At 59.3% G+C, this 21620-nt stretch carries 19 protein-coding genes; 10 read left to right on the top strand and 9 right to left on the bottom strand.

Annotated features, from left to right (window positions below):
• Positions 1-18: 18 nt before the first annotated feature.
• The gene (locus tag JFU11_RS02360) at positions 19-462 is read left to right on the top strand and encodes a hotdog fold thioesterase (protein ID WP_123720639.1); all 444 of its coding nucleotides are present in this window, start codon (positions 19-21) and stop codon (positions 460-462) included.
• 32 nt (positions 463-494) lie between these two features.
• Here JFU11_RS02360 and JFU11_RS02355 read toward each other — a convergent pair whose 3' ends face one another.
• A complete protein-coding gene (locus JFU11_RS02355) occupies positions 495-3482 on the bottom strand; it encodes an RHS repeat protein (protein WP_201059621.1) in 2988 nt (995 codons plus the stop codon).
• 201 nt (positions 3483-3683) lie between these two features.
• Between JFU11_RS02355 and JFU11_RS02350 the strand changes: the two genes are divergently transcribed.
• From JFU11_RS02350 to JFU11_RS02330, 5 genes are all read left to right on the top strand, one after another.
• Complete coding sequence (locus tag JFU11_RS02350) at positions 3684-4490, top strand: alpha/beta hydrolase (protein WP_201059620.1); 807 nt, start codon at positions 3684-3686, stop codon at positions 4488-4490.
• Positions 4487-5341, top strand: a complete 855-nt coding sequence (locus JFU11_RS02345) for an alpha/beta hydrolase (RefSeq protein WP_123720642.1) — start codon at positions 4487-4489, stop codon at positions 5339-5341. The genes JFU11_RS02350 and JFU11_RS02345 overlap by 4 nt, the downstream gene beginning before the upstream one ends.
• 50 nt (positions 5342-5391) lie before the next feature.
• The gene (locus JFU11_RS02340) at positions 5392-6051 is read left to right on the top strand and encodes a glutathione S-transferase N-terminal domain-containing protein (protein ID WP_201059618.1); all 660 of its coding nucleotides are present in this window, start codon (positions 5392-5394) and stop codon (positions 6049-6051) included.
• An 8-nt stretch (positions 6052-6059) separates the two neighbouring features.
• The gene (locus JFU11_RS02335; RefSeq protein ID WP_123720644.1) at positions 6060-6866 is read left to right on the top strand and encodes a DUF4892 domain-containing protein; all 807 of its coding nucleotides are present in this window, start codon (positions 6060-6062) and stop codon (positions 6864-6866) included.
• A gap of 67 nt (positions 6867-6933) precedes the next feature.
• On the top strand, positions 6934-7989 hold the full coding sequence (locus JFU11_RS02330) for an AI-2E family transporter (protein ID WP_123360272.1): 1056 nt from the start codon (positions 6934-6936) through the stop codon (positions 7987-7989).
• Positions 7990-8109: 120 nt separating this feature from the next.
• On the opposite strand, the gene ptuB is transcribed toward JFU11_RS02330, so the two are convergent.
• The 6 genes from ptuB to JFU11_RS02300 all read right to left on the bottom strand — a co-directional run bounded on the left by ptuB (position 8110) and on the right by JFU11_RS02300 (position 14225).
• Complete coding sequence (gene ptuB / locus JFU11_RS02325) at positions 8110-8760, bottom strand: retron Ec78 anti-phage system effector HNH endonuclease PtuB (protein WP_201059617.1); 651 nt, start codon at positions 8758-8760, stop codon at positions 8110-8112.
• A gap of 18 nt (positions 8761-8778) precedes the next feature.
• Positions 8779-10182 (bottom strand): AAA family ATPase, encoded by a 1404-nt coding sequence (locus JFU11_RS02320; protein ID WP_201059616.1) that lies wholly within the window; start codon positions 10180-10182, stop codon positions 8779-8781.
• Positions 10183-10307: 125 nt separating this feature from the next.
• The gene (lapD, locus tag JFU11_RS02315) at positions 10308-12248 is read right to left on the bottom strand and encodes a cyclic di-GMP receptor LapD (protein WP_201059615.1); all 1941 of its coding nucleotides are present in this window, start codon (positions 12246-12248) and stop codon (positions 10308-10310) included.
• Between the two features lie 22 nt (positions 12249-12270).
• Positions 12271-12978 carry a cysteine protease LapG gene (gene lapG / locus JFU11_RS02310; RefSeq protein WP_201087337.1) on the bottom strand — a complete coding sequence of 236 codons (708 nt, stop codon included), beginning with the start codon at positions 12976-12978 and terminating at the stop codon, positions 12271-12273.
• Positions 12979-13231: 253 nt separating this feature from the next.
• Positions 13232-13627, bottom strand: coding sequence for a YbaN family protein (locus JFU11_RS02305; RefSeq protein ID WP_123720647.1), 396 nt, complete (start codon positions 13625-13627; stop codon positions 13232-13234).
• A gap of 10 nt (positions 13628-13637) precedes the next feature.
• On the bottom strand, positions 13638-14225 hold the full coding sequence (locus JFU11_RS02300) for a YecA family protein (protein ID WP_038979493.1): 588 nt from the start codon (positions 14223-14225) through the stop codon (positions 13638-13640).
• Between the two features lie 423 nt (positions 14226-14648).
• Between JFU11_RS02300 and recQ the strand changes: the two genes are divergently transcribed.
• From recQ to JFU11_RS02280, 4 genes are all read left to right on the top strand, one after another.
• Positions 14649-16775 (top strand): DNA helicase RecQ, encoded by a 2127-nt coding sequence (recQ, locus tag JFU11_RS02295; protein WP_201059613.1) that lies wholly within the window; start codon positions 14649-14651, stop codon positions 16773-16775.
• A gap of 120 nt (positions 16776-16895) precedes the next feature.
• Entirely contained in the window at positions 16896-17330 is a 435-nt protein-coding gene (locus JFU11_RS02290; protein WP_038979496.1) for a MarR family transcriptional regulator, read from the top strand.
• 128 nt (positions 17331-17458) lie between these two features.
• Positions 17459-19270 carry a FimV/HubP family polar landmark protein gene (locus tag JFU11_RS02285; RefSeq protein ID WP_201059612.1) on the top strand — a complete coding sequence of 604 codons (1812 nt, stop codon included), beginning with the start codon at positions 17459-17461 and terminating at the stop codon, positions 19268-19270.
• 107 nt (positions 19271-19377) lie between these two features.
• Positions 19378-19665, top strand: coding sequence for a SelT/SelW/SelH family protein (locus JFU11_RS02280; RefSeq protein WP_007895010.1), 288 nt, complete (start codon positions 19378-19380; stop codon positions 19663-19665).
• Here the strand turns inward: JFU11_RS02280 and JFU11_RS02275 are convergent.
• Both JFU11_RS02275 and JFU11_RS02270 read right to left on the bottom strand, forming a co-directional pair.
• Positions 19659-20552, bottom strand: a complete 894-nt coding sequence (locus JFU11_RS02275) for a DMT family transporter (RefSeq protein ID WP_201059611.1) — start codon at positions 20550-20552, stop codon at positions 19659-19661. The two genes, JFU11_RS02280 and JFU11_RS02275, sit on opposite strands and share 7 nt — an antisense overlap.
• A gap of 177 nt (positions 20553-20729) precedes the next feature.
• Positions 20730-21488 (bottom strand): AraC family transcriptional regulator, encoded by a 759-nt coding sequence (locus tag JFU11_RS02270; RefSeq protein ID WP_123720652.1) that lies wholly within the window; start codon positions 21486-21488, stop codon positions 20730-20732.
• Between the last annotated feature and the right edge of the window lie 132 nt (positions 21489-21620).

The following is a 21620-nucleotide window of genomic DNA, read 5'->3' as shown; positions in this document are numbered from 1 at the left end:
CAACAAAGGAACGTAACGATGAGTCTGTGGCGCACCACTCCCAACGTCGAGCAGTTGAATGCAATCCAGAAAAACACCATCGGAGAAGTGCTGGATATTCGCTTCGAAGCGTTCGATGACGAATCCCTGACCGCAAGCATGGTCATCGACCATCGCACGCACCAGCCCTATGGTTTGTTGCACGGCGGCGCCTCCGTGGTGCTGGCCGAAACTGTTGGCTCGATGGCCAGTTACCTGTGCATCGACGCCAGCAAGTTTTATTGCGTGGGCCTGGAAATCAACGCCAATCATTTGCGCGGCCTGCGCAGTGGGCGAGTGACGGCGGTGGCCAAGGCGATTCACATCGGGCGCACGACCCATGTCTGGGATATCCGTTTGAGCAGCGACGAGGGCAAGGCCAGTTGTGTGTCGCGGTTGACCATGGCGGTGGTGCCGGTGGGGGCGAACCCTCCCGCGCGTTGACCCGCGTGTGTTCATAAAGGGGAAGGCGCTCGTCACCTCAACTGTGATTGTGAATCGCGTCGAGTTGTTTCGCTGACGTAGGAAAGAACGGTGATCGATGGGGCGGGCCCCGACACATTCTCTCGGGCGATGCCTGCCCCCGTGTTTCCTTTTTCTACGTCGTAGCTTGTCTGACCAAGTTCTGCACTGAGCCCCGGTGTGGCAATGGTCATAAAAGTAGATCGAAAATCGCCGATGGCGGTGAAAACTGCCCGCGTGACTGCGGCTTTTGACTCGGTGGGCAGGTCGGCGTAACCAGGAATAAATGCTATCGCCTGATTGGCCAGTTGTGCGAGTGAGGCGAAGAAGTGCCGACTGCTGACACCAACGACACCCTTGGCCGAATCGAACGATGGCTCGCCTCCTTTTGCCGGTAGGGTGGGCGTACCGCGTAAGCCCCTCACGAAGGAAGCTCCGGCAGCCCCACCTGCCGTTGCCAGCGAGCCGCCGAAGATAAATTGCAGCGCTATACCGGCAGGAGAACTGCCAAATACTAACGCGCTCCCATATCCCACTAGTGTGCCAGCAACACCTGCGACACCCACACTGGCTATCGTTGTTGCTGCGTCTGCACGCCCAACAGAAGGATTGCTCGGACCAATATGTGAAAAATGTTGCGCCGTGAGTTCGCGAAAACCCGCCCCAAACAGGCCGCCGATCTGCTGGGCCGCTGCGGTATTGCCTACCGGATTGAAATGACCAATCAGAGAGGGGGCAGCCCCGAGTGCCGCACCCAGCGCTATGCCTCCAGCTTTTGCGATCGTTGGGCCCCAGCTCGATGGATCCTCAACGGAAAATCGAGACTGGGCCCAGTTGGCAGAACCATACCCGCTGAGGGCACCGCTTGCTGCTCCTGCCAAGGATCCGCCGATTGTCACCGCTAAACCGGCAGGTCCTACCGCAGCTGCCATCGAATGTTGCACCGCAGAGGCAAGCAATGCGCTGGGCTCTTCGCGAGCGAGTGTCGCTCCTGCGGCCCTCAACGCATCGAAGCCAGCCAGACCTTGAACATCGACGAACCTGATCGGGTTGCCGTGGACCATGGCGAACAGATTCAGTCCATCGGCAATACCACCCGGGTCCGCATTCAGCCACCGCTGACACCACGGCATGTAATAGCGAAAGCCGTAGTAATACAGCCCCGTTGCGTCCCGTTCCTGCCCCGAATAGCGAATCGTTTTATAACTCGCTTCGACCTTGTTCCGCCCGGCCCACCAGCAGGTTCCGCCGTAAGGATAGTAGCTTTCCCATGTGATCAGTTTGGCGGATTCATCCAGTTCAACCGAGCTGGACTGCAAGTGATCGGTGAAGCTGTAGCGATACTGATCCTGAGGAATGTCTGACGCTGGCTTCTGCTCCCAATGCAGTACTTGAACCGTACTGCGCCCGGCCTCTACGGTGATGACATGGAGAACTTCTTCAGCGGAGGTGCGAATTTCCACACCCGGCAAGTAGCGTGTTTCGTGGGCGCGGGTCAAGGTGCCGGTGTAAGCCTGGCGGATTTTTCGTCGACGCTGGCCGCTGCCGTCGTACACATAAAACTCGATATCGTCAGGCTCATCCTCACGCACCACCTGATCCACCTGGCGCAACCGATTGCCAAGATCCCAAAGCAGAGCCTGTCCTGGTTGAAGGGTGTTGCGGTTACCGTTCAGGTCATAACCGGCGGCAATCTCGTTCTCGTCGGGCAGATCGCCATTGGTCTTTTCGGGCAGGCTGCGATTGCTGAAACCGGCAATGGCTGTGCGTTCGGTGCGGTTTGCACTGTCCGCCTGGTGCTGCATGATTTTCAGATTGCCGGCCTCATCGTAGCGATAGAGGCGGGTGTAATTTTCCATTTGTCCGGGGTCGGGGGCGGACTGGAACTCTGGCAATTGCGGCCCGCCCGGTACCTTGCGAAGCTGCCGGCCGCTGGCTTCTATCAGTCGGTGGAGGCTGTCATACCGGTAGCAATTGGTCGGCTCTATTCGCTGGTTGCGGTAGTAATGAGTCGGGTCGACAGCATCGGTCAGGCAAGTGATATTGCCCACTGGATCGTATTCGTAAGTCAGATATTGCAGCGCCGGCTGTCCCGGCACGTAAGTCTTCAGATGCTCAAGCCGCCCATCTTCAGGGCGAAACGTCGCACACGAAATAACGCCGTTCCCTGCACGTTGTCGTCCGACTTGGCCGGAGGCGTTGTACTGGATTTCACTGACCAGCGTCTTTTCTTCGGTTTGCCCGGTCAGTGTCAGGCGAACTTCCTGCAGCTCCCCGGCACAGGTCTGAATGAACGCTTGAACATTACCTTTTGCGTCGATCTGCCGGATGGGCTCGCCCGCGGCGTTGCAGTGGATTCGGGTGATTGCGGGTTCATCTTCCAGAAAACCATCGCGCTCGATTTCGGCTTCGGGCCAGTCCACTGACCATGACGGGTCTTCGACAAACGTACGGCTGTGTTCCAACGGCGTGCCGGCGAGGCCGAATTCAGTGAAATGTTGCGTTCCAGCGGTATCGTCGTGACGGATCAACTGGCCGCGCCGGTTATGCGCGTCATCGGCGCTGGCATCCGCGTAGGAAAACCGCGCGACACAGTGTTCCGGTTCACCCTGGGCGCGCTCGAATACAGCGATCGGACGTCGTTGCCGGTTATAGTCCACGCGGCCCTGGCTGCGTTTCTGATCCCAATGCTCAACATTTTGCCCGTCTTCGCCAAGCAACCCGAGGCGCCAACCGGAGTCACTGTTTTCGGACAGCAATACGACGCCCGACAGACTGAGCACGTTTAGTTGATTGGCTGCCGTCTGGCCATCTTGATGTAAAAGGAACAGGCGCGGATCGCGGTTGAGCACCGTACGCCCGGCGACGTCATGCACCTGCTGGGTGATGTGGCTTTCGGGCGTTGATACGCTGTCGCCACGGTGATACGCCACGCTACGCACGTCCAACCCGCGAGGATCGAACGCTTTGATTGCGGGGGTGTTGGCGTGGGTTGTGACCATTGTGCCGGTACCTTCGCGCGTGACAGAACTCTTATCCGCGTGATGAGGATTGACTGTCAACTGTCAGAAATAACAGGTAGCGCCTGAGCGGGGCGTTATAGCAACGGCAGGTCTGTCATCATTCCTGGCCGTTACGGTCATTGCTGTAGGACGCCGTCTTACGGACAATCAACCTCTGTTCTCGCTCATGGATAAGCCGGTATGTCGCAACAGATATTTTTCGCCCACGCTAATGGCTTTCCTTCGGGGACCTACGGCAAGTTGTTCGCGGCGCTGGCGCCCGAGTATCAGGTGACGCATCTGGAGCAGCACGCCCACGACCCGCGTTTTCCGGCGGACGACAACTGGAACAATCTGGTGGATGAGTTGATTCATCACCTCAAGCAGCAACCGGAACCGGTCTGGGGCGTCGGTCATTCCTTTGGCGGCGTGCTGCACCTGCACGCCGCCTTGCGTTGCCCTGAGCTGTATCGCGGCGTGGTAATGCTCGATTCGCCGGTGCTGACCCGCACCGATCAATGGGTGATCCGGGCCGCCAAGCGCTTCGGTTTCATCGATCGGCTGACCCCCGCCGGCCGTACGCTGGGACGACGGGAAGAGTTTGCCGATCTGGACTCGGCCCGCCTGTATTTCGCCGGTAAAACCCTGTTTCGTGGCTTCGATCCGGAATGCTTCGAGGCCTATCTTCAACATGGTTTGCACAATGTCGGCGGCAAGTTGCGCCTGCGTTTCGATCCGGCCACTGAAATCAGCATCTACCGTGGTGTGCCCCACACCAGCCCCGGTCGTGCACGGCAGTTGAAAGTGCCGCTGGCGGTGGTTCGCGGGCACAAGAGCCGCGTGGTTATGCGCCATCACGCCCGTTCCGTCGGGCGCATGCCCTTGGGTGAGTCCTTGACTATGCCTGGCGGCCATATGTTTCCACTCGAACGTCCACAAGACACGGCCACGCTGCTGAAGAATCTGTTCAGTCGCTGGGACGGTCGCTGCCAACAGGATTGCGCATGAACAGCGTCGTCGAAGAAGTTCGCCTGAGCCTGCCGCATATCGAGTTGGCGGCGCACTTGTTCGGGCCCGAGGACGGCTTGCCGGTGATCGCCTTGCACGGCTGGCTGGACAACGCCAACAGCTTTGCCCGGCTGGCGCCGAAGCTCAAGGGGTTGCGCATCATCGCGCTGGACATGGCCGGGCATGGTCACTCGGGGCATCGGCCGAATGGCGCCGGTTACGCGCTGTGGGACTACGCCCACGATGTGCTGCAAGTGGCCGAGCAGTTGGGGTGGAAACGTTTTGCACTGCTGGGGCATTCCCTGGGAGCGATCGTCTCGCTGGTGCTGGCCGGGTCGTTGCCGGAGCGGGTGACTCATCTGGCCTTGATCGACGGCATCATTCCTCCTACAGACAAAGGCGAAAATGCTGCCGAGCGCATGGGCATGGCCCTGCAAGCGCAGCTGGATCTGCGGGAAAAACGCAAACCGGTCTACAACACCCTCGATCGCGCCATCGAAGCACGAATGAAAGGCTTGGTGGCGGTCAGTCGCGAAGCCGCCGAACTGCTGGCCCAGCGCGGCTTGATGCCGGTGCCGGGCGGCTATACCTGGCGCACCGACAACCGCCTGACCCTTCCATCACCGCTACGTCTGACCACTGAACAGGCGATGGCCTTCGTCCAGCGTGTCTGTTGTCCTGCACACCTGGTGGTCGCGGCTGACGGCATGCTCGCCAAACATCCCGAGTTGCTGGAACGTCTACCCTTTAGCCGTGAACAGTTGCCAGGCGGCCATCATTTGCACCTGAATGACGAACCCGGTGCCGACCTTGTCGCAGACTGTTTCAATCGGTTCTTCGCCGTTCCTTGACTTGCGCCCGGCAACTGTCGAGGCTGGGCGGGTTGAAATGGGAGACAACCATGATAGATCTGTACACCGCAGCGACTCCGAATGGCCACAAGGTCTCTATCGTGCTCGAGGAACTCGGCTTGCCCTATACGGTGCACGCCTTGAGTTTCGACAAAAAGGAACAGAAGTCCCCGGACTTCCTCAAGATCAATCCCAATGGGCGGATTCCGGCGATTGTCGACCGTGCCAATGGCGATTTCGCCGTGTTCGAGTCCGGCGCGATCCTGATTTACCTCGCCGAGATGACCGGCAAACTGCTGCCCCAGGACCCCAAGGGGCGCTCGGTGGTGTTGCAGTGGCTGATGTTCCAGATGGGCGGAATCGGACCGATGCAGGGCCAGGCCAACGTGTTTTTCCGCTATTTCCCGGAAAAACTCCAAGGCGCCATCGACCGTTATCAACACGAAACCCGGCGCTTGTATGAAGTGCTCGACACGCGTCTGCAAGCCGTAGAGTTTCTGGGGGGCGAGTACAGCATTGCCGACATTGCCACTTTTCCGTGGGTCCGTGGCCATGAATGGTCCGGTGTCGCGGTGGATGGCTTGTCAGCCCTGCAGCGCTGGATGGCGACCATGGAGGCGCGCCCTGCGGTACAACGCGGTTCACTGGTGCCCGAGCGCATCGATGACGACAGTGTCATCAAGGGCGCCCAGGCCATGCTGATTCGATGAGTCTATCCATGCGTTCACTCACTCTGCTGGCGCTGTGTTGTTTCAGTCCTCTTTTATTTGCAGCTGATATCCCTGGCAGTCAGGACCTGCCGATCGTGCCGCGTATGGCCGATGCGCAGATCGTCGACTATCGCCCGGCTGTCGAGCTTGAGCGGATCTACCCGCTGGGTTCGATCCGCAAGATCAGTGGTCAGTTGCGCTTTGATGGCCAAGTCACCGCCCGGGGTCAAACCACCTCGGTGACCTACGAATTGCCACCGGAGCATTCCTCTACCGATGCCTTCACCAACGCTCGCGAAGCCTTGCAAAAGCAGGGCGCCGAGTTGTTGTTCTGGTGCCAGGCCCGGGATTGTGGCGAAAGCAGCCTGTGGGCCAATGAAGTCTTCGGCAACGCCAAGCTGTATGGCGCCGATAATCAGCAGGCTTATTTGCTGCTACGTTTGGCGGCCCCTCAAGACAACACGCTGGTGGCGCTTTACAGCATCACGCGTGGCAATCGCAGGGCTTATCTGCACGTCGAACAGTTCGATGCTGCTGCACCATTGGGCGATTTGCTGCCAACTTCCGCGACCTTGCTGCGGCAGCTCAAGAGCACCGGTGAACTTGATTTCCCCAAACTCGACGGCGACCCAGACGACACCTGGCTGCGATTGATTTCCCGAGGCCTGAACCTGGACACCACATTGCGCGTCAATGTTTCGGGGCCCAATGCCGAAGCCTGGCGCCAGGCGCTGATCGGCCAGGGTGTACGGTCGGCACGGATGGAAACCGGCAACGTCGAAGGCTCTGGCCTGCACTTCGAACTGTTGCGATAAGCTTCATTGGGCGAACGTGTTCCGCACGTTCGCCTACTCTTCGTTGACTGACTTTTCGAGACTTTACATGCCCAATAACGATCGGCTGTTGGTGCAGATTCTGCTCCTGGTGCTGTTTGGCGCGAGCTTCTGGGTAATGGCGCCGTTCTGGTCGGCGCTGTTCTGGGGCGCGGTGCTGGCGTTTGCCAGTTGGCCGCTGATGCGTTTGTTGACCCGTTGGCTCAATGGCCGTGAATCCCTGGCGGCGCTGTTACTGACGTTGGGCTGGATGTTGCTGGTGGCAGCACCGTTGGTGTGGCTGGGTTTCAACCTGGCGGATCATGTACGCGATGCCACGGTGTTCATCAAGGATGTACAAGTCGACGGTCTGCCTGAAGCACCGACCTGGCTGGGCAGTATTCCCTTGGTCGGCGAGCGGTTGGTGGGTATCTGGAACAGCATCGATCAGCAAGGCGCAGCGATGATGCTGGCGATCAAGCCTTATCTGGGGCAGGTCGGTAACTGGTTGCTGGCGCGCAGTGCGCAAATTGGTGGCGGGATTCTCGAACTGACGCTGAGTATTGTCTTTGTGTTCTTTTTCTACCGGGACGGTCCGCGGTTGGCTGTGTTTGTCCATGGGTTGCTGGAACGGCTGATTGGCGACCGCGCCGGGTATTACATCGACTTGGTGGCGGGCACAGTGCAGCGGGTGGTCAATGGGGTGATCGGTACGGCGGCGGCACAGGCAGTGCTGGCGTTGATCGGCTTCCTGATTGCCGGCGTGCCTGGGGCGCTGGTGCTGGGGATTGTGACGTTTTTGCTGAGTCTGATTCCGATGGGGCCGCCGTTGGTGTGGATTCCGGCCACGGCGTGGTTGGCCTGGAAGGGCGAGTATGGGATGGCGGTATTCCTCGGGATCTGGGGTACGTTCATCATCAGCGGAGTCGACAACGTACTTAAGCCGTACCTGATCAGTCGGGGCGGTAATTTACCGTTGGTGATTGTGCTGCTCGGGGTGTTTGGCGGGTTGATTGCGTTTGGGTTTATCGGTCTGTTCATCGGCCCGACATTGTTGGCCGTGGCTTACAGCTTGCTGACCGATTGGAGCAAGAGTCAGGCTCGGGTCGAGGATCGCCGGCCCTGAGGCGCTGGCACGAACACCTTGAAGAGATTCTGTGTTGCAGGGCAACCCTGCAACTTCAGGCCGGGTGGTATTCGCTCTGATTTTTCATCAGGGCAAATGCCACCCGGCAGAGTTTCCCGGTTAAAGGCGCATCGATAACGTATGGCGAATCGCTGTCGCAAAGGGTAGTTGGGCGGTTACTAGTATTTCTTCCTCAAGAAATTGCTGAAAGTCTTCGATGTCCGGATTCTCCAGAAACAGTTGTTGGAGTGCTTCCGCTGTATCCAGGCAGCGACGCACAGCTTCTCGCCTCATTTCACGAAGCGCACCGTTCTCAGCATCCAGATTGAAGATGCGCAAGGTTTCGAATGCTCTATGGCGCAACGGGGCATCGATATCTGCACGTGGTGCAATTGTGCCGTCGCTGACGAAAATGAAATAGTCGTCAGGATTGTCTTCATCGGGTTTTATCAGGACGGTGTGATCATAGGGACGACACCGGTCTTTGAAATTCCCACACGATTCTTCCCGTTTACATGAGCCGAACAAATTGCTCCAATCGAAAGTACCCTGGCGGTATCGTTCTCTTTGTCGAAAGTGTTCGATGTGCGCATTGGTGTGTTTGCTGATATCGGCTTCGCAGTAGGCGCAACGAGTATCTTGCATGGCTCGCAGATGCTCCCAGATCTTCGCACGCTCCGGCAGCGTCGGCGAGTCCAGCGACCATCTGTGCAATCCATGTCTGTAGCGGGTAAGACAGCGTGGTCCTTCACCCCGAACGAGCTTGCGCATGTACCCGATTCCCTCTTCTTACTTATTTGCCAGCTGTTTGCGTTTGAACGTTTCCAGTCTGATCAGCCGCTGGCAGTCAAGCATGTTGGGATGTTGAGTGCCGAAATGTTCATCCAGGTACTCACGGAGGGCCAGGCCCTCTGCTGACTCATGAAGGTCCTGCTGGACAAGCGCCATGTACTCGCTCAGTTTTTGAGCAGGCTCATTGTTCGGTGTCGGATCGATATCCATGACGTAGGCGAGCACCTGCGAACTGGCTACGCCCTGAGTCTGTTGATCTACATTGCTCACGGTGACCCTACGCCCTTTATCGTCGGCCACGGTTTGTAGAACTCGGATACAGCGTGCTGGCACTGAAGTAATTACCTGCGGGCTGTGTGTCGTCACAATGAATTGGATACACGGGAAAGCCCCGAGCAGATCAGGTATGACGGTTTGCTGCCACGAGGGATGAAGGTGCATGTCTACCTCGTCAATCAACACTACCCCAGTACTTTCACGGGGGGCGAGGATACCCAAGTGAGGATTGAGTTTGACGCAGCGGTAGGCAATGTCGGCAGCCAGGGCGACAATATTGCGAATCCCGTCGCTGAGTTGGCTGACCTTCAGAACTCCGTGAACTGGATGCTCTAGCACCAGATCGGCGAACTCACTGCTATAGGCCAGATCTCGCCATCCTGTTTGAGTTGCCAGGACAGCATTCACTGCGTTCTGCACCGCTAGAACCGGATGGGCGAACTCGTCCTTCACGTCAATGCTGAGCTTTCCACGCTCAATATTACGAATTTGTTCTTCACGATAGCTGCGGAAAATTCGTGTGTACCATTTGGCAAAGTGTTTATAGCTGGAGGCCGGGTCAAGGCAATCGCGATAGCCATAGGTCCTCGAAAACTCAGCGTTTTCGGCTTTTTCAAAAGCTGCCGTCAGTTTTTTCTGACTCCAGAGCCGTCCGGTGCCGTAGTAAGCCAGAACAGGTAAGTCGAACGGTTTCAGTTGCCCGGAAACCGCTCTGTCAAAGATCTGTACTTCAAGTACTTCGGCTGTGGCTTCTAGCCTGGTGGCGTCGGCATCCCCCCGGGTTTGTGTACCTTTTCGGATGCTTTCCCGGCGACGTGACCACTGCCATTCTTTTTCCAGAAATAAAGCATGGGCAGTCAGGCGAGAGGGGAGAGAAGGTTCCATCTGATGCGCTTTGACGGGGCGCAAAAAAACATCGTCTGGGTGTATGCCAGTGATGTCATTAGTGGTGCTACCGAGGTCAAACCCACGGAGGTAGGGCCACAATGCAACTTTGATGGCATCCAGCAAGCTGGTCTTGCCTTGGCCGTTTCGGGCAACCAACAAAGTCAGTTGCTCATCGATCTCGAGAGTGAGTGTGGGGAAGCAGCGATAGTTTTCCAGCTCCAGCCTGATCAGTTTCACAGACTTTCCTCCATGTAGACCGATGCCAGGCTGCGGCAGAGGTGATGTTTCCGGGGAACATATATGGCGCGGATTCTACTGTGAATGAAAACAGGTGAACACCATGGACATAGGGCGTTGCAAAACTACATCGGCTCCGGCGGCCCAATCAGTCTTCCCATCACCCCAAACAACCCCAGCTCCCTAATCGCTTCCAGTTCCCCCTGCGTCTCCACCATCTCGGCAATCAACGGCAAATCAATGCTGTTGGTCGCCCGGAAAATCGCCTCGATGAACAGGCGTTTGTCAGTCTGTTCATCGATGCCCCGAATGTAGGCTCCGTCGATTTTCAGGTAAGCCAGCCCCAACTGCGTCAGGTTACCGATCTGGCTGAAGCTGCCTCCGAAGTGCTGCAGCCCGATGCGATAACCGGTGTTGAGCAGGCTGTGACTCAGGCGTTGCAGTTCTTCGGGGGGCGGCAGTTGGCGCTCGTCGATTTCCAGGGTCAGCAGTGGCGCGAGTTCCGGCAGTGATTCCAGCAGATCGAGAATTTGTTGCAGCTGTGCTTGATCACGCAGGGTGCTGCCGGAGAGGCTCAACGCGAGTGGCCAACGGTTGGCGGCCAGATATTCGAGAGTGGTTTCGAGCATCACCAGATCGAATCGTGCCGACCAGCCAAGACGCTCGATCCATGGCAGGAAATGCCCGGCGGTAATCGCCTCGCCTTGCGGGTCGAGCAGGCGCGCGAGGACTTTATGATGCAACACCTGGCTGGTATCGGCGCACTGCACCACCGGTTGAAAATACAGCTGCATCTTGCCCTCGGTCAGCGCGTCGTCGATCCAGCTGCGCCAATCGTATTGGGACTGGTTCGGCGCGGTATCGGAATGGGTCATGTGTATCCACGGCCGCTCGGGGTGTTGCCGGGCCTGGGTCAGCGCTTGATCGAGGCGCAGCAGCACGTCGTTTGCCGGTTCGCCGGGGTGATAGGCGACCACGCCCAGATGTGCCACGGGCATGCAGTCGCTGGCGCCGGTCAGGCGCAGGTTTTCCAGGGTGGCGCTGATTTCGGAAGCCAGGCGTGCGGCATCCTTGCTGTCCAGACCCGGGGTCAGCAAGCTGAATTCGCCACCGCGATTGCGCGCCGCGAGCCAGGTTCGACGTTCGGGTAGCTGCGTCAGGCGTTTGAGCAATTCGCCGACGGCGCCAATCAGGGTATCGGTGCGCTGGCCGCCCAGACGTTGGTTGAGGCCGATCAGGTCATTGATCCGCAGCATGAGCAAATGGCCGTCGCGGCTTTGCTCGGAAACCAGTAATTGGTCGGCCAGTTGTTCATCCAGCAAGCGCCGGTTGGCCAGGCCCGTGAGGTTGTCCTGATAAGATTCGGAGCGCAGTTTTTCGCTGCGCGCGGCCTCTTCGGCGAACAACGCCTTGAGCTTCTCGACCATTTGGTTCATGGCCAGCACCACGCGTTTGAGTTCCGGTGTGCGCGGTAGTTTCGGCAAACTGCGGAACTCGCGTTTGCTGATGGCTTCAGCCTGTTTGACCATGTTGTCGAGCGGGCGCAATTGCCGGCGCAACAGCCAGCCACCAAACACAGCGCTGAGCAGTCCGCAAATCAACAACCAGACCAGGCTGCCGAGGGTACTGTCCCAGAGTTTGGCCAAGGCGAATTGCGGATTGCTCAGTACTTCGACCCGAGCCGCTTGCTCCCAGCCACGCATGATCAGAGCATCGCCACCCTGTGGGCGCAGGTTAACCAGACTGATGAACCAGCCGGGAACACCCTCGATCTGCGCCGGTGCGCTGCGTTCCACCAACACTCGTTCATCCACAATATTGACGACCCGGATGCTGCTGAAATAACCACTGTCGAAAATCGAGCTGACCATCAACTCGATCATCGCCGGGTCATCGACCTGAGCAGTCAATGACAAGCCCAGCGCCGTGGCGGCGTCCTGGGCGTGGGAGCGCAACTGGCTGAGCATCTGTTCGCGAGAACTTTCCAGGCTGAAAAAAAAACTGCCGCCGAAGGCCACCAGCAAGAACAGGCAAATGGCGAGAAACAACTGTTTGCGCAATGACATAAAACGCTCCTTGCAGTAGCGGCTAGCCTTCGCCCACGGCGAACCCTTCAAATTGCATCTTTTTCAACACGTCTTGCCAGCGCGACAGTTTTTTCGAGTCGCTGCTGCGTTTGCCACCATTGGCTCCCGGCAAGTACAGGCCTTCGGCGTTAAAGGCGTACACCGGCAACAGGTCTTTGCGTTGGGAAGCGGGGCGGATCTCGCCGATCAGATTGTCCAGCACCAGCGGATCGGCCATGGGGCTGCTGTAGAAGGTCAACACCATGTGCGCCTGGTTCTGGGTCAGGGCCTTGACGTAGGTGATGCGCAGTTTCTCGCTGGGAATGCCGAGGTGACGCAGGCTGAAATATTTCGCCAGGGCGTAGTCCTCGCAGTCGGCGGCGCCCTTGATCAAGGATTCGACGGGCGTGGCCCAGTAATCGGTCTGACGCCAGATACGCGTGTCGTCCTGAAAGCTCAGTTGTTGATTGAAGAAGCGATTGACCGCGTTCAGTTGTTCACGCTCAGGCTGGTTGTGTTCGCTTTGCAGCATTTGACTCCAGGCCTCGATCCGCCCTCGGGCCAGGCCAAGGGGGCCGTAGCGTTTTTCGGCCGTTTGCAGAATCTGCGCGAAGTCCCAGTCGGCCCATACGCTGCCCAACCCTGCCAGCAGAAAACTCGTGAGCAACAGCCATCCGCCGAACCGAAGTCGGAGCGTTGACCATCCTGGGCTACGCGGACTGCGGGACATGTCGGGCTGCTCGGGTGCAGATGTCTGAAGTCTAGGCGGTGTTTTCAGCGAGGAAGGGCAGGTCGTCGGACGAATGGACGTCGGCGGGTTGCTTTCTGTGGCGAGGGAGCTTGCTCCCGCTCGGCTGCGCAGCAGTCGTAAAACCAGTCAGTGCGGTGAGTCAGGAAAAGTTGGGTGGCTGGTTTTGGGGTCGCTTCGCAACCCAGCGGGAGCAAGCTCCCTCGCCACAAAAGCCCCCGGGCCACAGATGGGATCAGGGTTTATGCAGGGTTTTCTGCTTGAGGATATAAACCGTCACCAGCACTGCACTGGTCAGCATGAACCCGCGCGCCCACGGCAGGGGCACCAGATAGCAGGAAAGCAGGATGCTCGCCCACATCAAACCTATGGCGTAGACCTTGCCCTTGAGCGGAATGCCATTGCCGCTCAGGTAGTCGCGAACCCACGGCCCAAGCCGTGGATGTTCAACCAGCCACCGATAGAAACGCGGCGAACTGCGGGCGAAACAGGCGGCCGCCAGCAACAGGAACGGTGTGGTGGGCAGCACCGGCAGGAAAATCCCGATCACCCCCAGCGCTACGCTCAGCCAGCCGATGGCCAGCAGCACGTAGCGCAACATCAGGGGGCGGTTGCCTATGGGGTTGTCCATAGGCAAAACCTTAGTGGTGACGTGGCTTGAGAATCGCCGGTTTTTCGTCTGGCGCCTGGCACAGCAGGTACAGCGCGGTCAGGGCTTCCGGGATCTGCACGATCATGTCGTCCATCAGGTTGGCGTCTTTGGCGATGTCTTCGAACTCAGGCTGTTCGTCGAACAGACCCGAACCGACCATGATCGGCAGCAGCATTTCGCTGACTTCGTCTTCGGCGGTTTCGAACCAGGCGGCTTCGCGCAGGAATACGCCTTCCATGAAACCGATGCACCAGCCGCGCAGGTCGGAGTCGTCCGGCTCTTCGCCCAGGTCCAGGTCGCACGGCAGCTCGAACTCTTCGTCGGACGCCAGTTGGCGGGCGATGTGCGCCTTGAGCAGCAGCAGGGTGGATTCGATCGCTTCACGCTCGGTGTCGTCGGCGTAATGCGGCTCTTCGGCGAAGAGTGCGTCGATCCATTCACGGTCGGGAACGCTCTCGGAACAGATCGACAGCGCGGTGAGGTAGCCGTGGGCGGCCACGTAGTCCAGCGCCTCGTCATGCAGCTCGTCGGCGTCGAGGAAGACTTGCAGGCGGGTTAGTTGCTCAGCGAAGGACATTAAAGGGCTACCTTGGGGAATATACGATGCGGGAATTCTAGGCCTTCTTGAGCGCTCAGGCCAGCCGCGCGGCATTTTTGCAGCCTTGCGGGGGGATTCTGTGGTTGTCGATACCGCCAGTCTGGCCCAATCCCTATGGGAGCGGGCTTGCCCGCGATGAGGCCGGTACTTCCAATACATTTTTCGCCTGACACGCCGCCATCGCGGGCAAGCCCGCTCCCACAGGTATTGCGTTGCGTTCCTCTTCTCAGCGGCGCCCTTTGCCGGACAGGCGTCGGGTATACTCGCGCGTTTTGTGATGCCCTGCTGGCGTCACGGCTGAAATGTGCAGCGTCATGCAATGCGCACTTACGATTTGTCGGTGCAGCTTTCATGATTCTGAACCAGCCTTGCAGGGATGTTTCGGTGATTTTTGGAGTTTTTATGCTCGAACAGGCTCAACGCGTTCTCAAGGACATCTTCGGCTACGACAGTTTCCGTGGCCGTCAGGGTGCAATCATTGAGCGCGTGGCCAGTGGCGGCGACGCCTTGGTGCTGATGCCTACCGGTGGCGGCAAATCCTTGTGCTTCCAGGTGCCGGCACTGCTGCGCGAAGGCCTGGCGGTTGTGGTATCGCCGCTGATCGCGCTGATGGACGATCAGGTCGCCACCCTCGAAGAGCTGGGCGTCGCTGCGGCGGCGTTGAACTCCACGCTGAGCGCTGAGCAACAGCGTGATCTGGCGGCGCGGATCAAGCGCGGCGAGGTGAAAATGCTCTACCTGGCGCCCGAGCGCCTGGTTCAGCCGCGCATGCTGGCGTTCTTGCAAAGCCTTGAAATCGCCCTGTTCGCCATCGACGAAGCGCATTGCGTGTCCCAATGGGGGCACGACTTCCGTCGGGAATACCTGCAACTGGGCCAGTTGGCGGAATTGTTCCCCAACGTCCCGCGTATTGCCCTGACCGCGACGGCCGACAAGCGCACCCGAGAAGAAATCGTCGATCGTCTGCATCTGCAGGATGCCGAGCGCTTCCTCTCGAGTTTCGACCGCCCCAATATTTTCTATCGAATCGTACCCAAGGAACAGCCGCGCAAGCAGTTGCTGGCGTTCCTCGCCGAGCGGCGCAGCGATGCCGGTATCGTTTACTGCCTGTCGCGCAAAAAGGTTGATGAAGTAGCGGTGTTCCTCAGCGAGCAAGGTTTCCCGGCGCTGCCGTACCACGCCGGTCTGCCCAACGACACGCGGGCCCATCACCAGAAGCGCTTCCTCAACGAGGAAGGCCTGATCATGGTCGCCACCGTGGCGTTTGGCATGGGCATCGACAAGCCTAACGTACGTTTTGTCGCGCACCTCGATTTGCCGAAGTCCCTTGAGGCCTACTACCAGGAAACCGGTCGCGGCGGGCGTGATGGCCTGCCGGCGGATGCCTGGATGGCGTACGGCCTGCAAGACGTGGTGATGCTCAAGCAGATGCTGCAAAACTCCGAAGGCGACGAGCGCCACAAGCGTCTGGAGCAGCACAAGCTCGACGCCATGCTCTCGCTCTGCGAAGAAACCCGCTGCCGCCGCCAGACCCTGCTCGCGTACTTCGACGAAGACATGCCCGAGCCCTGCGGCCACTGCGACAACTGCGTCGACGGCGTGCAGACCTGGGACGCCACCGAGCCGGCCCGTCAGGCGCTGTCGGCGATCTACCGCACCGGACAGCGTTATGGCGTCGGTCATCTGGTCGACGTGCTGCTGGGCAAGGACAACGAAAAGGTCCGCAGCTTCGGTCATCAGCATTTGTCGGTATTCGGTGTAGGCAAAGCGATGGGGGAGAGCGAATGGCGCTCCTTGTTCCGACAGCTGGTTGCCCGTGGTCTGGCGGACATCGACCTCGAAGGCTACGGCGGCCTGCGCCTGAGCGATACCTGCCGGCCGCTGCTCAAGGGCGAAGTGACCCTGGAACTACGCCGCGACCTCAAGCCGCAAACCACCGCCAAAAGCAGCAAGAGCCAGGCCAGCCAACTGGTTCGCGGCGAAGAACGCGAACAGTGGGAAGCCTTGCGTGCCTTGCGTCGCAAACTGGCCGAAGAGCATGGCGTGCCGCCGTACGTCATCTTCCCCGACTCGACGCTGCTGGAAATGCTCCGCAGCCAGCCGACCTCGCTGGCAGAAATGGCCACGGTCAGCGGCGTTGGTGCGCGCAAACTGGAGCGTTACGGCGAGGCCTTCCTCGAAGTGCTCGGCGGTCAGGTCGAGGCGCCGAAAGTGGTGGCCGATGTGCGCCACGAGCTGATCACACTGGCTCGGGCCGGCATGACACCGTTGCAGATCGCCGGTCAGCTGCAATGCTCGGAAAAGAACGTCTACGCGATGCTCGCCGAGGCGCTCGGCAAGCAGCAGTTGTCGCTGGAACAGGCGCTGGACTTGCCCGAAGAGTTGATGGGCGAAGTTCAGGACGCCTTCCTCGACGGCGAAGGTGAACTGCCGCCCGTGTCGGAGATTGCCGCGCTGTTCGCGGGGAGAGTTCCGGAAGGTGTTTTGTATTGCGTTCGTGCCGCCCTGCAGTCGGAATTCGAAGTCTGAATGACCTGCGGCACAGATGTAACGATTCAGTACAGAGCAAGCCTTGCCTATAGCCAAAGGTCATGCTTAGCTGACTAATAATTAGTTTTTCTCTATTTTCAGTCTAACCATGAGTGTTTTATGCCGTTAACCGATCAACACCGCTTTGGCATGCAACTGGCCCAGATGTCTCGTGGGTGGCGTGCCGAACTGGACCGCCGACTGGCTGGCCTGGGTCTGTCCCAGGCGCGCTGGCTGGTGCTGCTTCACTTGGCGCGTTTCGAGAATGCCCCCACCCAACGCGAACTGGCGCAAAGCGTCGGCGTCGAAGGCCCCACCCTGGCTCGATTGCTCGACAGCCTGGAAAGTCAGGGTCTGGTGCAGCGCCAATCCGTGCTGGAAGACCGCCGCGCGAAAAAAATCGTCCTCTGTGCCCCGGCCCGGCCCTTGATCGAACAAATTGAAACCATTGCCACTCAGTTGCGCCACGAACTGTTCGAAGGCGTCGATGAGGCGGATTTGAAGGTCTGCATGCGAGTCCACGGGCACATCCTGGCCAACCTGGAAAAATCTTGAGGCACAACCACGCGCCGGACTTTTGAGATACCCCGTTGGGCAGACTATAAAGAACTACTAGGCAATATCGTGTTCGTACCGGATGTGCGAATACGTACAGGTTGGTTCTGGTTATCTAAGGGATGCTCATGCTCGAGAGTTGGCACGTTATTTTGCGGTGTTGCACCAGACTGCTGCTGGTCGGTGGTGCCGTCACTTACTCGGCATTGGCCCCTGCGCTGGGGTTGGGCGAGATCACCCAGCATTCGGCGTTGAATCAGCCGTTCAATGCCGACATTGCCTTGGTGGACGCCGGTGGTCTGGAAGAGGGCGAGCTATCGGTCAGCCTGGCGACGGCGGACGAGTTCAGTCGTGCCGGCGTCGAACGGGCATTCTTCCTCAACGACCTGAAGTTCACACCGATCCTGCGGGGCAACCGCAGCCTGATCCGGGTGACTTCCAGCAAACCGGTCAAGGAACCCTTCCTGAATTTTCTGGTGCAGCTCAATCAGCCCAACGGGCGTTTGCTGCACGAGTACACAGTGCTGATCGATCCGCCGGGTTCGCCGGGAATTGTTCCCGTCAACGACGACCCCGCGCCGCGCCCTCAGTCTTCCCCGTTCCCGTCCGTCGAACCGGCTGTTGCACAGCCACCTGCTGCGAAGGCGGCGACGCCCAAGCCTGATGTCGATAAACCAGCTGCCGCGCCTGCGAATAATGCTGTTGCCGAGCAACTGGCCGCCAGCGTGCTGCAGAACCAACAGTTGCAAAAGACCATCGATGAACTCAATGCGAAACTTCAGGCTCAGGACGAACAGATCGCCGGCCAGAAAAAGCAGATGATCGAGCTGCAAACCCAATTGGCGGAAGTCAAACAGGCATCGGTAGAGCCGGTTGCTCCCCAGGTGACGGCACCGGTGCCCGTTGTAGTAGAGGAGTCTGAACCGACTCCGTGGCTGCTGATCCTCGGGTTGCTGGCACTGGTGGCGTTGGTATTGCTCGCAGTATTCATTCGCCATCAACGACAGCAGGTTCAGGCTCAGGTCCAGTCCGAGCCGTTACCCGTGCTGCCGTCGCGTCATGAACCGGTGCTCAGCCGCGCAACAGAACCGGTCAGTCCGGCGCCCCGGCCGCAACCGCTAGCCGGAGCGGCCGAAGAGATTCCCGCAGGCGACGTGCTGGAAGGGGTAGGTATCTATCTGGCGTATGGCCGTTTGTCCGAGGCGGCCGGTTTGTTGCGAGATGCATTGGTCAGGGAACCTCAGCGCACCGATCTGGCTGTGCAGTTGTTGGAAGTCCTCGGTAAACAGGGCGACGTCCAAGCTTATGATGCGCAAGAAAGTAGCCTGCGAGACGCCGGGTTCGATGCACAGCAACTTCAGGACATCCGCGCCCGCCATCCGAAACTGATCAGCGCCGCACCGGTGGTCGCTGCCGTGGCAGTGGCGCCGCCCACGCCTGCAATCCCTGAAGCGGCACCGAGCGATGAGTTCCAGTTGAACCTCGATGACCTGTCGATGGATTCGAATTGGGATCTGATCAGCCCCTTCGAAAACCCATCATCCAGCTCCAAACCGTCGAATGAGCCTGCGCAGCTAGACGACCCCGGGTTCACCTCGAATCTGCATGTGTTGCCCGATGTTTTCGAAATGCCCGAGGAGCCGACGCTGGACGAACCCGAGCTTGAATGGATCGCCGAACCTGACGCTCAATCTCTGGACGAGACCTTTCTCAACGAATTCAGTGATCCCGGCCAGCCGCTGGAGCTTGAGCCGCTGAATGCCGAATTGATGGATCTTGAGCCGGCCGGGCCGAGCAGCGCGGGCAAACTCGAACAGGCCCAGACCTGCATCGACGACGGCGATCTGGACAGCGCCATCGAGTTGCTCAACGAGCTACTCAAGGAAGGCGATGAACCGCTCAAGGAGACGGCCCGGACGCTGTTGGCCGGTATTCGATAACACCTGGCCTCGCTCCTGTGAAACCGCCTGTTCGTCCGCATCATTAACACCGACGCTGAGGCGCACTTTACCGCTATTGCCCCTCAGGCTCAGGAACTTTGCCAACCATGACCGCACGTAAACCGGAAATCGTCATCACCTATTGCACGCAATGCCAATGGCTGTTGCGCGCCGCCTGGCTAGCCCAGGAACTGCTTAGCACCTTCGGCGATGACCTGGGCAAAGTGTCTCTGGTGCCCGGCACCGGCGGGGTTTTTCACATTTTCTGTGACGATGTGCAGCTTTGGGAGCGCAAGGCCGACGGTGGTTTTCCCGAGGCCAAGGTGCTCAAGCAGCGGGTCCGCGATCAGATCGATCCGGACCGCGACCTGGGCCACAACGATCGCACTCAGTGAAACGCAGCTTCTGCCGCCACGGCATTCTTGCTTGAACTGCCGGACAACCGGCTCGAGACCACGATAGCCACGATAATCAGTGCGCCGCCGATCAACATGCGCAGGGTCGGGTTTTCATCAAACAACAGCCAAGCCAGAGTGATGCCGTAAACCGGCTCCAGAGCAAACACCACTGACGCAGTCCGGGCTTTGATCACCGCCAGGCTGGCGACGAACAGGCTGTGGGCGACGCCGGTGCAGAACACCCCGAGCAGTCCGATCCACAACCAGTCGATGGCGCGCACTTCGCTCAACTGCGGCGCCGCCACCGGCAGCAGGCAGATCGCAACCACCACGTTCTGACACAGAGCAGCCTGCACCGGCGGAATTCGTCCGGAGCTGGCGCGGTTGGTCAGAGACAGCAGGGTGAACAGCAAGCCGGAAGCCACCGCCCACAACAGGCCAGTGGTGGCGCCGCTGGCCAGATCGAAATCCGGCGTGACCAGTACCAGTCCAATACTGACCAGCACCACCAGCAGGATTTCATTGACGCGGATGCGCTCGCGGAAGATCAGTCCTTCGAGGATCACGGTAAACGCCGGGAAACTGGCAAAACCCAGGGTCGCGATCGCCACTCCGGCCACCTTCACCGCGATGAAGAAACTCACCCAGTGCCCGGTCAGCAGCAAGCCGCTGAGCAGCAGGCGACGCAGGTCTGCGGCGTCGAGTTTCTGCCAACGGGTATTGCTGGCGAACCGTGCGAAAAACGTCAGGGCGAGGACGGCAAATGCAGCACGGCCGAACACGATGATGGCCGGCGAGGCAGCGGCGAGTTTGCCGAATACGCCAGTCAGGCCGAACATCAGTGCACCGATATGCAGAGCGCCAAGGGCGGTACGGGGAGTCATTGCAATCCTTGATAAACGTATCGAATCCGGCCGACAACACCGTCGGCCCCTGTAGGAGCTGCCGAAGGCTGCGATCTTTTGATCTTGCTTTTGGAGATCAAGGTCAAAAGATCGCAGCCTTCGCCAGCTCCTACATTGAATCGTGCTGAGCCGATTATGTCTGTCGCCAGACTCGCGTCATTTGTCGCCAGCCTCGCGGCGCAATTTACCGGGTGAGGCACCGAACTCGCGCAACACGGCCGCGGCGAACGCACTCTGCGAGCTGTAACCGACCCGACAGGCGATTTCGCCAATGGGCAACGCCGAATCGCGCAACAGGCTCACGGCAATGTGCAGCCGACGACTGCGAATGTAGTCCATCGGCGTCTGCCCGCATTCCACCACGAACCGTGCATGCAATCGCGCACTGGACAGCCCGGCAATGCGCGCCAGATCGGCGACTTGCAGTGGATAGGCCGCGTATTGATCGATGTGTGCATTCAGCGCCGCATAAGGCAGACGCCGACCGCCCACACTGTCGGGTTTGGCGTTGTTCAAACTGGCCAGCAACAGCACTGCACCTTGCTGCGCAATCAGCGGATCACTGACCTGACTCCCCGCCAGCCAACTGACCAATTGGCTTTGCCCGGCGTCCAGGGGCAGGCGCCCAGCGTTGTCGAGCATGCGGCGGCTGGCCTCGGCGTGATCGCCAAGGGACTGCGAAACCCATTGGTCGCTCGGCACATCCAGCACCAGGCAACGACTGCCGTTGGCGCTGCCGCAGGCATGATGAAAACCGGACGGCACGACTACGAAACTCTGTTGCACCACCTGACTGCCACGACCGTCGACCTCGAAATCCAGCGCGCCCGACAGCCCGAACACCAGTTGCGCGTGGTCGTGGCTGTGGACGATCAGGTCGTGGGTGTACTGGCGTAGCGTGAGGATCGGTCTCATCGCAGGTCTCCTGTGCAGGTCGCCAGTCTACACCGGGTACGGGCCGACTCGCGTTGTCACAAGACTGACTTGCCACTGTCATGGGCAATTCACCCGACCGGCGCAAGCTTGCCAAAACTTGTCCTGAGGGTT

Source organism: Pseudomonas sp. TH37 (assembly GCF_016650735.1).
Lineage (GTDB): Bacteria > Pseudomonadota > Gammaproteobacteria > Pseudomonadales > Pseudomonadaceae > Aquipseudomonas > Aquipseudomonas farris.
Note: the sequence above shows the minus strand (reverse complement) of the source record. Positions and strands in the feature narration are given on the sequence as shown.